17 protein-coding genes and 1 riboswitch are annotated in these 12410 nt (G+C 32.1%); of the genes, 14 read left to right on the forward strand and 3 right to left on the reverse strand.

Going from position 1 to position 12410, the window contains the following annotated elements; translation table 11 throughout:
* Positions 1–41 precede the first annotated feature (41 nt).
* Positions 42–458, reverse strand: a complete 417-nt coding sequence (locus LQ682_RS05845; RefSeq protein WP_017001064.1) for an organic hydroperoxide resistance protein — start codon at positions 456–458, stop codon at positions 42–44.
* A gap of 170 nt (positions 459–628) precedes the next feature.
* On the opposite strand from LQ682_RS05845, the gene LQ682_RS05850 reads away from it, so the two are divergent.
* Together LQ682_RS05850 and LQ682_RS05855 are read left to right on the forward strand one after the other, a co-directional pair.
* Positions 629–1594 (forward strand): DMT family transporter, encoded by a 966-nt coding sequence (locus tag LQ682_RS05850; RefSeq protein ID WP_103268587.1) that lies wholly within the window; start codon positions 629–631, stop codon positions 1592–1594.
* A 72-nt stretch (positions 1595–1666) separates the two neighbouring features.
* A complete protein-coding gene (locus LQ682_RS05855; RefSeq protein WP_017001066.1) occupies positions 1667–1849 on the forward strand; it encodes a CsbD family protein in 183 nt (60 codons plus the stop codon).
* A gap of 48 nt (positions 1850–1897) precedes the next feature.
* On the opposite strand, the gene LQ682_RS05860 is transcribed toward LQ682_RS05855, so the two are convergent.
* Positions 1898–2722, reverse strand: a complete 825-nt coding sequence (locus LQ682_RS05860) for a DUF4352 domain-containing protein (protein WP_239724010.1) — start codon at positions 2720–2722, stop codon at positions 1898–1900.
* A gap of 272 nt (positions 2723–2994) precedes the next feature.
* On the opposite strand from LQ682_RS05860, the gene LQ682_RS05865 reads away from it, so the two are divergent.
* The 3 genes from LQ682_RS05865 to LQ682_RS05875 all read left to right on the forward strand — a co-directional run bounded on the left by LQ682_RS05865 (position 2995) and on the right by LQ682_RS05875 (position 4922).
* On the forward strand, positions 2995–3408 hold the full coding sequence (locus LQ682_RS05865) for a universal stress protein (protein ID WP_017001068.1): 414 nt from the start codon (positions 2995–2997) through the stop codon (positions 3406–3408).
* Between the two features lie 141 nt (positions 3409–3549).
* Positions 3550–4287: a type I 3-dehydroquinate dehydratase gene (gene aroD / locus LQ682_RS05870; RefSeq protein ID WP_064204456.1), complete on the forward strand. Its 738-nt coding sequence runs from the start codon at positions 3550–3552 to the stop codon at positions 4285–4287.
* Positions 4288–4382: 95 nt separating this feature from the next.
* Complete coding sequence (locus tag LQ682_RS05875) at positions 4383–4922, forward strand: nitroreductase family protein (RefSeq protein WP_064204455.1); 540 nt, start codon at positions 4383–4385, stop codon at positions 4920–4922.
* Positions 4923–5386: 464 nt separating this feature from the next.
* On the opposite strand, the gene LQ682_RS05880 is transcribed toward LQ682_RS05875, so the two are convergent.
* Positions 5387–5707, reverse strand: a complete 321-nt coding sequence (locus LQ682_RS05880) for a thioredoxin family protein (RefSeq protein ID WP_017001078.1) — start codon at positions 5705–5707, stop codon at positions 5387–5389.
* 142 nt (positions 5708–5849) lie between these two features.
* Here LQ682_RS05880 and LQ682_RS05885 point away from each other — a divergent pair, with 142 nt between their 5' ends.
* The 9 genes from LQ682_RS05885 (at position 5850) to sufC (ending at position 12386) form a co-directional block, all read left to right on the forward strand.
* Positions 5850–6203: an arsenate reductase family protein gene (locus LQ682_RS05885; protein WP_017001079.1), complete on the forward strand. Its 354-nt coding sequence runs from the start codon at positions 5850–5852 to the stop codon at positions 6201–6203.
* Between the two features lie 66 nt (positions 6204–6269).
* Positions 6270–6650, forward strand: a complete 381-nt coding sequence (gcvH, locus tag LQ682_RS05890) for a glycine cleavage system protein GcvH (protein ID WP_239724012.1) — start codon at positions 6270–6272, stop codon at positions 6648–6650.
* A 103-nt stretch (positions 6651–6753) separates the two neighbouring features.
* Positions 6754–7158 carry a toprim domain-containing protein gene (locus tag LQ682_RS05895; protein ID WP_017001080.1) on the forward strand — a complete coding sequence of 135 codons (405 nt, stop codon included), beginning with the start codon at positions 6754–6756 and terminating at the stop codon, positions 7156–7158.
* Positions 7115–7438 carry a thioredoxin family protein gene (locus tag LQ682_RS05900; RefSeq protein WP_017001081.1) on the forward strand — a complete coding sequence of 108 codons (324 nt, stop codon included), beginning with the start codon at positions 7115–7117 and terminating at the stop codon, positions 7436–7438. The genes LQ682_RS05895 and LQ682_RS05900 overlap by 44 nt, the downstream gene beginning before the upstream one ends.
* A gap of 29 nt (positions 7439–7467) precedes the next feature.
* Positions 7468–7574, forward strand: a riboswitch (SAM riboswitch).
* Positions 7575–7649: 75 nt separating this feature from the next.
* Positions 7650–8675 carry a methionine ABC transporter ATP-binding protein gene (locus LQ682_RS05905; protein WP_064211461.1) on the forward strand — a complete coding sequence of 342 codons (1026 nt, stop codon included), beginning with the start codon at positions 7650–7652 and terminating at the stop codon, positions 8673–8675.
* The gene (locus LQ682_RS05910) at positions 8668–9363 is read left to right on the forward strand and encodes a methionine ABC transporter permease (RefSeq protein WP_017001083.1); all 696 of its coding nucleotides are present in this window, start codon (positions 8668–8670) and stop codon (positions 9361–9363) included. Before LQ682_RS05905 ends, LQ682_RS05910 begins: the two co-directional genes overlap by 8 nt.
* Before the next feature lie 14 nt (positions 9364–9377).
* A complete protein-coding gene (locus tag LQ682_RS05915) occupies positions 9378–10196 on the forward strand; it encodes a MetQ/NlpA family ABC transporter substrate-binding protein (RefSeq protein ID WP_064204452.1) in 819 nt (272 codons plus the stop codon).
* Positions 10197–10355: 159 nt separating this feature from the next.
* Positions 10356–10961, forward strand: coding sequence for a short chain dehydrogenase (locus LQ682_RS05920; RefSeq protein WP_103268583.1), 606 nt, complete (start codon positions 10356–10358; stop codon positions 10959–10961).
* A 645-nt stretch (positions 10962–11606) separates the two neighbouring features.
* Positions 11607–12386, forward strand: coding sequence for a Fe-S cluster assembly ATPase SufC (sufC, locus tag LQ682_RS05925; RefSeq protein WP_017000937.1), 780 nt, complete (start codon positions 11607–11609; stop codon positions 12384–12386).
* Positions 12387–12410: the final 24 nt, after the last annotated feature.

Here is a 12410-nt window from a genome sequence, read left to right on the forward strand (position 1 = left end):
CTCCTGATTTATTTGACTTTAAATTAATCTTGGCAATTATATTAAACTGCTTCTACGTTTAATTTAACGTCGATATTACCTCTTGTCGCTTTAGAATAAGGACAGAAGTCATGAGCATCTTTTAAATATTTTTCCGCATCTTCTTGAGAAACATTTTTAACTTTTGCATCAATGTCTACCTCTAATTTAGGGCTTTCAGCTTCTGGATCATCTGCTAAACGAACTGTTAACGTAACTTCTGGTTCAGCGTCACGCACTTTGTTTTGTTTAAGGATTAAATCAAAAGCACCATTGAAGCAAGAAGCATAGCCTGCAGCGAATAACTGTTCAGGGTTAGTCGCATTGCCATCAGCTTGTTGTGGTGGTAATACGTCTACATCAATTGCTTTATCGTCTGTATAAACATGACCTTTACGTCCACCAGTGTTTGTTGCTTTAGTTTCATATTGAGTTGCCATAAAAAAAAGACCTCCTTATAGATTATATATATTGTTTACCCGCTTATTATAAATTAAACCATTTTAAAAATATTTAATTTATAAATATGAGATATTTTCTAAAAAAATAATGTAAAACGTCATTCTTTTATGGAATAATGAATATTAAACGTATAAGAAAGAGGGCTAACATGAGAGCGATTTTAATTGGTATTTTGGCAGCTTTATTTTTTGCAGTTACATTTGTATTTAATCATTTAATGGCTAATGAAGGTGGATCATGGTATTTCAGTTCATCTCTTCGCTTTATTTTCATGTTGCCTTTTTTATGGTTAATTGTAGTAATTAAAGGAAAAACAGGTCATGTCTTGAAGCATATCAGCATGTACAAATCATCTTGGTTTATATGGAGTTTCTTTGCATTCGTTTTATTTTATGCACCTTTAACGTTTGCAGCTGAATATAGCCCTGGTTGGGTAATATCAGGGACATGGCAAATTACGATTATATGTGGCATGTTATTAGCGCCACTCTTTATAGATAAAGTGAAAGTATCCGGTGAAACCATTTTAGTGAGAAATAAAATACCATGGAGGTCCCTTGCTATATCTAGCATTATGTTTGTAGGCATTATCATTATACAAATACCACAAGCTTCGGAAATTCATTTAAATATTTTCTTGCTTGGATTTCTACCTATAATAATTGCTGCATTTTGTTATCCGTTAGGAAATAGAAAAATGATGAGTGTAGTCAAACATGATATAGGTACAATTGAACGAGTATTTGGAATGACCTTAGTTACGATGCCCGTCTGGTTTATAATATTTGGCATAGGATATATTAAACATGGTCTACCATCTTCTAATCAAGTTACACAATCTTTTATAGTTGCGTTGTTTTCTGGAATTATTGCAACAGTACTGTTTTTCTATGCAACGAATCTTGTAAAAGATGACCAAGAGAAATTAGCAGGAGTCGAGGCAACGCAGTCTTTAGAAGTTGTCTTTGCTATTATAGGAGAGATGATATTACTTGGATTGCCTATCCCAGGGCCATTGAGTATGCTAGGAGTGGCACTTATTATTATCGGCATGGCGATATATAGCTTTATAGATAGTTTGCCATTAAAAAAACCTTCCAAAATTAATGTTTAAAGCTATATGGAAAGTGGTATGTAATTAATGAATGATAAATCATTCAAATTGATTTATAAAGGGTGATAAATGATGGCAGACGAAAGTAAATATGAAAAAGCAAAAGGTAATGTTAAAGAAACAGTAGGTGACGTTACGGATAATAAAGATTTAGAAAACGAAGGTAAAAAAGAAAAAACTTCAGGCAAAGCTAAAGAAGCTGTAGAGAACGTTAAAGATAAAGCAAATGAAGTAATTGATAAATTCAAGAAATAAAAAAGATAAGAAGCCGTTAGACAAGTTTATTGTCAAACGGCTTCTTATTTACTTTAAATCTGAATCTTTAATATTCCATTTCATTCTATAACTATTATCTTTTGATTTTAATTGTAAATGTACCTCATATTTATCTGCATCAGGCACGTCATAATATACATAACCTTCATCTGATTGTCCAGGTTTCAAGCTAAAGCTGAAACCAGCATCGGAATCACGCATACTATAGAATTTACTTACTCTCTGGCCATCTGCTGTAACGCCAAAGTTAGTGTCGCCTACAATCAAGCTAGAATTATTAATGTTTTCTAGTTTATAGTAAACTTTTAATATTTTATCTTTGCTTGGTTTACTATATTTAGAATCTGGTTCAACGAATTCTGCTTTTTCGACTGTGATTTTTGTACCCACAGCGTTAATTGATCCGCCAAGATTTGATGTTTTATTTGTCACCGAACTATCGTTGTCATTTTCTTCAGTTGTTGATTCCTCAGTAGTAGATTCTTCGCTTGTCTCTTCTTCAGTTGTTTCTTCTTCTGTAGATTCTTCCTCAGTTGATTCCTCTTCGGTAGACTTTTCTTCAGTATCACTCGTAAAGTTATCAATTTGTTCTTTGATTGGCCCTGCTGCACATGCACCTAGAATAATCGCCAATATTATGAATATAACTAAGCATCCACCACAACCAAATAACCATGGTTTAAGATTTGAATCTCCCTGATCTCCAGAATGAGGTGGTTGATTCCCTTGAAAACCACTTTGGTTCGACTGATTAAACGGGTTCTCTTGTTGTGAATTTTGTTGTTGATTGCTTTGTTGGTCTGAGTTGTTTTGATTGAATGGATTTTCATTTGATTGGTTAGAATTATTCATAATATTTCCCCCTTCCACAAAACTATTTTTTAATAAAAAATAAATAGAAATTCATTTTTTTCTAATTGCCTTATAATAGAGATTAAAAAATGAAAAACAATTGTATTCTTTATTAATTATTTTTAGTTTATAGTAATTTGGGGAATAAATCTACACTTATTATTAAATATACAGAATATTAATAGTCGGTTAATAATAAATATATATAATGGTTGATAAAAGTTGAATAGTGCTTACAATATCATTTAAAATAAAGTAAAGGAGTGGTAAACATGTATAGAGACATTTTATTCGGCATCGATACAGATATGAAAAATGAAAAAGTTCTGGAAGAAATAGCAAAACTTTCAGGTGAAGGTACAGTTGTTACAATGATTAATATGATAAGCGAGAAAGATATACAAGCCTCAGTCCGTACAGGTGTGCACTTTGAAGAAATGACAGAGAAACGTCAAAAAGGTATTCAACATGTATTTGACTTCTTTAATGAACGAAACATTAAATATAATCTAGAATTTATTAAAGGTAATCCAAAGGCTGGGTTACTTAAATTAGCAAATAGCGGAGATTATGAAATTGTAGTACTAAGTAATAGAAAAGCTGAAGATGCTGATAAATTAGTACTAGGAAGCGTAAGTCATAAAGTAGCTAAAAGAGCTAAGATTCCAGTTTTAATAGTAAAATAATAAACTTTATTATAAGCAGTAAAAGTTCTTAATAAAATAAGAATTTTTGCTGTTTTTTTATTATCGTATTATATTGAATTCAATAGAAAAAAAGCGCTAACTAATGTAAAATGGTAATAGAAGAACATTGGAGGAATGGCTATGAAACAAAAAGGCAAAGAAACGTTTCCTGATATTGTTGCGACCGTATCTTTAAAAGATAAAAACGATATTGAAAAAACAGTAGAAGAACTTAATATGAACGACAAATCAGTAGATATTGTAGAATTTAGAGCGGATACACTATCTGATACTTCTTTGGAAAATATAAATGAAGTGTTAGCTGCGTTTAAATCAAAGTATACCGCTTCACCAATTCTCTTTACTTATCGTTCAAAAGGTCAAGGTGGATTAGGGGACTTCGACCATGAAACATATTATAAATTGATGCAAGATATTATTTGTAATCAAAAAGCAGATTATGTCGATGTTCAATTAGATACTTATGAAGATAATCTAATGAATTGTATTACAAGAGCTAAAAATAATAACGTCAAAATAATTATTTCGCACCATGATTTTAAAGCAACGCCAGATGTGGAAGAAATGTTTGTGACTTACGAAAAAATGGCAGAGCTAGGTGCTGATATTGGAAAATTAGCAGTAATGCCTAACAACGAAAAAGACTTATTATCGTTGTTAAATGCGATGAATAGAGCATATCATCAATTAGATATCGACGTAGTAGGTATATCAATGGGTGAGCTTGGTATTATGACTAGGATTACTGGCGGTTTATTTGGTTCACGACTTACTTATGGTTTTGTAGGTAGCGAAGCAGCACCAGGGCAATTACATGTTAAAAATATTAAAGAACAACTCGCACTGTATAACCAGTAGAATATTTTTAAGCCTGAATTCTCAAAGTTAGAACTCAGGCTTATTTATATGATATAATTGATAATAATTATCAATAGATTAATAGGAGTGTTAAAATGGAATTACAACAAGTCATACAAGAAAGACGTAGTGTTAAAAATTATGATCATGATATGCATATTGATGAAGAAAAGCTAATGTCACTAGTTGATTTAGCAACATATGCTCCGAATCATGGAATGAGAGAACCTTGGCGTTTAGTATACGTTAGTAAAGACAAAATAAATGAATTTGCTAAAAAGGTAGCTACATCTGCATTTGTGAATGATGAGAAAAAACAAGAACAGCATATAGAAAAAGTTTCAAGACTTGGTGGTATTTTTGTAATATTAGCTAGAAGAGATACTAGACAAAAAGAAAATCTTGAAAATCAAATGGCTGTAGCAACATTTATGCAAAACCTAATGCTATTGATACACGAAGCGGGTATGGGCTCATGTTGGAAAACACCTGACTACATCTTTAAACCAACATTCCGTGATATCGTTGGTGCAAATGATGATGAAGACGTAAACGGATTTTTATATGTAACTGAAAAAGATGAAAATGCTGTATTCTCAAGAAGAAAAAATAAATCCACATTAACGAAGTGGTAAGTTTTAATTTAAAAGAGCTAGGGATATAAATCCTTAGCTCTTTTTTGGATGTTATTAATCAAAAAAGCATGAGTTGATATTGTTATTGGATTTACTAAGACAATAATCCAAGTAGAGCACTTTTATTGGATTTTCTACCTCAATAATCCAAGTAGAGCACTTTTTATTGGATTTTCTATGACGTTAATCCAACTACACACACCTCTATTGGATTAAGTAATACCTAAACTCACGAATTAACTTTTTATTCTGGCTCAAACCTAAAAACAAAGCACTTTCGTATATCTTCACAATAAAAATCTAAAGAAAAATATGATTTATGGGTTGCTATAATAACAATAAACATAAAAAATGGCAGATCTAAGAATTAGCAAAACAAGCATGCACTTTTTAAAATATCATATAAAAAATCTCCTCATCCGTTAATAACAAACCCATCGGATGAGGAGAAGCCTTAAATCATCTTATTTTAAATTTTCAGCTAAGAATGCTTTTACGTCTTCTGGTGTTTTAGCATTTGCTGAATGTAAGTGTGCTAGTTTTTCATTGTTTTTGAATATTAATAAACTTGGGATACCCATTACATCATTTTCAGTTGCTGCATCTGGGACATCGTCACGATTAATTTGATACCAATCGTAATTATTGTATTCTTGGACAATCGGATCTATCCATTGATCCATACGCGTACAATCTGGGCACCAGCCTGCAAAGAATTTAATGACTACTGGTTTATCGCTTTGTGTAACCTCTTTGAATTCATCATATTGGTTTATTGTTTTCATATATTTTCAAGCTCCTTAAGAATTAATATTATAAATGAATTATAGCTTATTTTTGTTTATTAAAAAAATATTTAACTCAAGACTATGTGTTCTTAATTAATATTGGTATAATGATGTTAAATACACATATGGAGGTATAGACATGATAAAATTTTATCAATATCCTAACTGTACAACATGTAAAAAAGCTGCAAAATTTTTAGAAACAAATGGTGCGAGTTTTGAACCAATAGATATTACTCAATTAACACCAACTGCTAACGAATTAAAAGATATGATTGATGGAACAGACGTTACTGTTAATCAATTATTTAACACGCGTGGTGCAAAATATCGTGAGTTAGGTCTTAAAGATAAAATTGATGATTTATCTGACGACGAAAAATTCGAATTATTAGCTTCAGATGGCATGTTAATTAAACGCCCATTAGCTGTATTAGGTAACAAAATCACTTTAGGTTTTAAAGAAGATGAATACCGCCAAACTTGGCTATAAAATAGTTGCTTGAATAAGGGCTTTATGTCATTATTATAATTGAATTACATATAGGAGGGGATTACTTTGGCAGTGCCTAATGAGTTAAAATATTCAAAAGAACATGAGTGGGTAAAAGTTGATGGCGATGTAGTTACAATCGGTATTACTGATTTCGCTCAATCTGAATTAGGGGACATCGTATTTGTTGAGTTACCAGAAGAAGGTGACGAATTAACTAGTGGAGATTCATTCGGTAGTGTAGAATCTGTAAAAACAGTTTCTGAACTATATGCACCTCTTTCTGGTAAAGTTGTAGAAGTAAATGATGAATTAGAAGATAGTCCTGAATACGTTAATGAATCTTCTTATGACAAAGCTTGGATGGTCAAAGTAGAATTAACTGATAAATCACAATTAGATGATTTATTAGATGCTGGTGCGTATAGTGAAATGATAGGTGAATAGCAATACAACAAACTCCACGGTACAGTAGTATCATGGAGTTTTTTAGCATAATCTCATTGAGAAGTAAAAATATAATATTATTCATTTGTAGAAGGTGAAGGCCATGGCGATGATTAAAAAAGTAATAATCGTAGAAGGTATTTCAGATAAGAAGCGAGTGAAAGAAGTATTAAATGAACCCGTTCACGTAATTTGCACACACGGTACAATGGGTGTCGAAAAAATGGACGAACTTTTAGATGAAATTTATGGTAAACAAGTGTATATATTAGTCGATCAAGATAAAGAAGGTAAACGCATAAGAAAATGGTTCAAAAAATATGTGAGTGAAAGTCATCATATTTATATAGATTCAACTTTTACTGAGGTAGCACGTTGCCCAAGACAATATTTAGCGAATGTGTTAAACTATCATGGATTTGAAGTTAATCACGACTTTGTATTGAAAGGGAAGTATCGTTATCATGAAACGCACAGAAATATCGAACGATGTATACAAGCTTTTTAATGAAGATATACATTTGTTATTCGGTTATACACCAACATGTGGAACGTGTAAAATCTCAGAACGCATGCTAGATATTGCCAACGAAATGACAAAACTACCTATAAACAAATGTGACTTAAACTTTTATCCGGAATTTTGTGAAGAATATGAAATACAATCCGTACCAGTTCTATTTATAATGAAACAAGAAAAAGTTATAAAAAGAATTTATGCATTTCAGTCAGTTCCGTATATAGTTGAGAATATTCAAAAAGTTATTGACGATAAAAACTTATCGTGATAGTATGAATTTAATTAAATACGTAATAGCTCTTATCAAGAGTGGTGGAGGGATGTGCCCTTAGAAGCCCGGCAACCGTCATATAAATATGAAATGGTGCCAATTCACAGAAAGTGTAAACTTTTGGAGATGAGAGAAAGACAATTAATAACGCCTTTCTCTAATCATTAGAGTGAGGCGTTTTTAATTTAAGGATTAGGAGGCAACAGATTTGATCGAGTTAAATAAGGTCGTAAAGACTTTCAAGACAAAAAAAGGTGACATAAAAGCTGTTGACCATGTTGACTTAAATATAGAAAAAGGAAGTATATATGGCGTAATCGGTTTTTCAGGAGCTGGAAAGAGTACCTTGATTCGAATGTTTAACGGGTTAGAAACCCCTACTGAAGGTGAAGTTATAGTAGATGGTGCGAATATAGGTAAATTGTCAAAACAAGAACTTCGAAAAAAACGACAAAAAGTAAGTATGATATTCCAGCATTTTAACTTACTTTGGTCTAGAACAGTTAAAGACAACATTGCTTTTCCGTTAGAGATCGCAGGTGTCTCTAAAAGCGAGATTAATAAAAAGACAGAAGCGTTAATCAAAAGAGTAGGATTAGAAGGTCGTGAAAATGCTTATCCATCTCAATTATCTGGTGGGCAAAAGCAAAGAGTAGGAATCGCGAGAGCTTTAGCAAATGATCCACACGTACTATTATGTGATGAAGCTACGAGTGCCCTTGACCCTCAAACAACAGATGAAATACTAGATTTATTGATAGACATCAATAAAGAGCTGGATTTAACAATTATACTTATCACACATGAAATGCACGTTATAAGAAAGATTTGTGATCATGTTGCCGTAATGGAAAATGGTAAGTTTGTCGAAGAAGGAGAAGTCATCAATGTATTCAATAATCCTCAAACACATGTAACGCAAAGATTTGTTAAGGATGATTTGAAAGCAGATGATTTAGAAAGAACGTTGCAAGACTTCAAGAAAGAACAGCCTGAAGGTGAAATATGGAAGCTGAACTTTGTAGGTGGAACTAGTTCAGAACCTGTGTTAGCCAAAGTGATTAAAGAATATAACGTAAATATTAATGTCATTGAAGGCGACGTTAAACTCACTCAAAATGGTACTTTTGGGCATATGATTGTACATCTGCCTGATGGAAACTATTCTAAAGACCAGATTAAACAAGAATTAAATAATCTTGGTGTGAAAGTTGAGGTGGGTATTAATGAATAAGTCATTTGGTGAAATAATCACTGAAATGGTAACAATGCCTAACGTGAGATGGGACGCTGTATGGGAAGCGTTATACGAGACCTTATACATGACCGTCATTTCAACAGTTTTTACACTAGTGTTTGGCTTAATACTAGGAACGTTATTGTTCTTAACATCTAAAGGAACATCTAAAAGTTCTCGTGTATTTTATTCAATTGTTTCATTTATAGTGAATTTATTTAGAGCAATACCATTTATCATACTTATACTATTGTTGCTACCATTTACTGATATTTTACTTGGTACAATAAGTGGTCCGAAAGGTGCTCTACCAGCCTTAATCATTGGAGCTGCGCCATTCTACGCAAGATTAGTAGAGATTGGCATGAAAGAAATAGATAAAGGTGTAATAGAAGCGGCTGTATCTATGGGTGCAAACACATGGACAGTTGTGAGAAAAGTATTACTTAAAGAATCATTACCTGCACTTGTATCAGGTCTAACTGTAACTGCAATTGCATTAGTAGGATCTACAGCAATCGCTGGTGTTATCGGTGCAGGAGGATTAGGTAACTTAGCATATCTAACTGGTTTCACACGAAATCAAAATGATGTAATCCTAGTTTCTACTATATTAATACTAGTTATTGTATTTGTTATCCAATTTATTGGAGATTTAATTGTTAAGAAAATTGATAAACGTTAAAGGAGTGCCTTAAAATGAAAAAAGTTCTAGGACTATTGTTTGTTTCAATATTGACAGTTGTATTGGCCGCTTGTGGCGGAGGAGACGGAGATAAAGATAAAAAAGAAACGATTAAAGTCGGTGCATCTCCAGCACCACATGCAGAAATATTAGAAGAAGCTAAACCAATTCTTGAAAAAGAAGGCTACAAGTTAGAAATTAAAACGATTAATGACTACACAACACCAAATAAATTATTAGATAAAGGTGAATTAGACGCAAACTTCTTCCAACATACACCATACTTAGAAACTGAATCTAAAGATAAAGGTTACAAAATAGAATCTGCAGGTAACGTACATATCGAACCAATGGCAGTATATTCAAAGAAGTATAAAAAATTAACTGACTTACCAAAAGGTGCAACAGTATATGTATCTAATAACCCAGCTGAAGAAGGACGTTTCTTATCATTCTTTGAAAAAGAAGGATTAATTAAACTTAAAGATGGCGTTGATCCAGTAGATGCTACATTCGATGATATCGCTGAAAATAAAAAAGATATAAAATTCAATAACAAACAAGCAGCTGAATTTTTACCAAAATCTTATCAAGCAGATGAAGGTGACGCAACAATTATCAACTCTAACTATGCAATTGAACAAGGGTTAAATCCATTAAAAGATTCAATCGCAGTTGAAGGTAAAGATTCACCATATGCTAACTTAATCGCAGTACAAAAAGGTCATAAAGACGATGAAAAAATTAAAGCATTAATGAAAGTTTTACAATCAAAAGAAATTAAAGACTTCATCAAAGAAAAATACGATGGTGCAGTAATCGAAGCAAAATAATGATATAAGAATTAGCCCGGGACATTTATATATGTCTCGGGCTTTTTTATTCTAAATAGTTTGGTTAAACGTCTCATGATTTACGCTATGCATCTTTCTTGTTATTACTTTGTTGGTTTAATAAACTACATTTAAGACTTAAAACAAAGGTGGATAAACATGAAAATAATACTAGTTGGAGCACATGGCACGATAGGTTCAGCCGTTGTAACTGAATTAGAAGAAAATGGTCATGAAGTCATAAAAGTTGGACGTAATTCAGGTGATTACCAAATGGATATGACAAACGTAGAGGATATCAAACTCATGTTTCAACAAATCGAAAATATAGATGCTGTAGTCTCTACTGCAGGAGCAGCGAATTTTGATGATTTAAGTGAGTTAACACCAGAATCAAATGAGGTAGCTATAACAGGTAAGCTATTGGGACAAATCAATTTAGTACTTATAGGCCAACATTATATAAATGATGGAGGAAGCTTTACTTTGACTACGGGCGTTATTATGGATGATCCAATAAAAGGGGGCGTTTCTTCAGCGATGGCCGGCGGTGGTATAGAAGCATTTGTTAAATCTGCTGCCTTTGAATTAAAACGGAATTTAAGAATTAATAACGTCAGTCCTAATGTAATCGAAGAAGCGCTTGAAGATTATGGTGATTTCTTTAAAGGTTTTAACGCAGTACCAGCAAGTAAAGCAGCAAAGGCATATTTGAAAAGCGTAGAAGGAATACAATCAGGACAAACTTTTCGTATATATGAATAAAATATAATTGAAGACAAAAATCAGGAAAAATTCTTTCTTCAGTAGAATTTTTCCTGATTTTTTAAAATTATTCTAAAATAATTCATTTGCAAGGTACAATACAAGCATTAAAGCGGCAATAGCATATAAAATCAAGCCGATAAATTTAGAATTTCTAATATTAAATGTGGCTATCGTAACTATCGTTAAAATAGTAAGTAAAGTATTTATTAAACTGCTCAAATTAATAACATTGACTAGATTGAGTAATAGTATAAAAGCGCATATCGCACTAATTACAAATGAAAATTGTTCATATCGTTTCATATTTAAAATCCTTCCTAAATTTATATCTCTAATTATTATAATTATATTATAAAAAAATAAAAAATGCTTACTGAGGCCTTTCAAATAGAATATTTATAAATTGAGAATGAAATCATTTTATTATCATTTAAAAAATATTTCGCTTAAACCCTTGTAATAATAGGGTTTTATAATAAAAAGTGAGCGTAAGTGTTTGATTGCCTATATAACTACGTTATAATAATAAGAGTAAAGAAACATAACAAACTTTGACGTTACATTAAAATTATTATAAACTAGAAAAGATAATGTAGGGTTATCTTTTTAAAATGTGAATAAATTCTCTGGAGGGAAATAAACATGGCATCAAAATTAGAAATCAAAGATTTACACGTAGAAATAGAAGGCAAGGAAATTCTTAAAGGAGTAAACTTAACAATACAACAAGGTGAAATCCATGCAATCATGGGACCTAACGGTACTGGTAAGTCAACTTTATCATCAGCTATTATGGGTCACCCTAAATATGAAGTAACTAAAGGTGAAATCCTTTTAGATGGTGAAGATGTATTAGAAATGGAAGTTGATGAGCGTGCTCAAGCAGGTTTATTCCTAGCAATGCAATATCCATCAGAAATTTCTGGTGTTACAAACGCTGACTTCTTACGTTCTGCAATCAATGCTAAACGTGAAGAAGGCGATGAAATCAACTTAATGCAATTCATCAAGAAATTAGACAAACAAATGGATTTATTAGATATGGATCAAGACATGGCTCAAAGATACCTAAATGAAGGTTTCTCTGGCGGTGAGAAGAAACGTAACGAAATTCTTCAATTAATGATGTTAGAACCTAAATTCGGTATTTTAGACGAAGTTGACTCAGGTCTAGATATCGACGCATTAAAAGTAGTATCTAAAGGTATCAACAATATGCGTGGTGACAACTTTGGTTGCTTAATCATCACTCACTATCAAAGACTATTAAATTATATTTCACCAGATTTCGTACACGTAATGATGCAAGGTCGCGTGGTTAAATCAGGTGGCGAAGAATTAGCGAGACGTCTTGAAGCTGAAGGGTATGAATGGATTAAAGAAGAGCTTGATATTGAAGACGAAACAATTAACGCTGAATAATATATAAGAATTATAGTCAAGTAG

The sequence above is a fragment of the Mammaliicoccus sp. A-M4 genome (assembly GCF_022386955.1).
GTDB lineage: Bacteria > Bacillota > Bacilli > Staphylococcales > Staphylococcaceae > Mammaliicoccus > Mammaliicoccus lentus.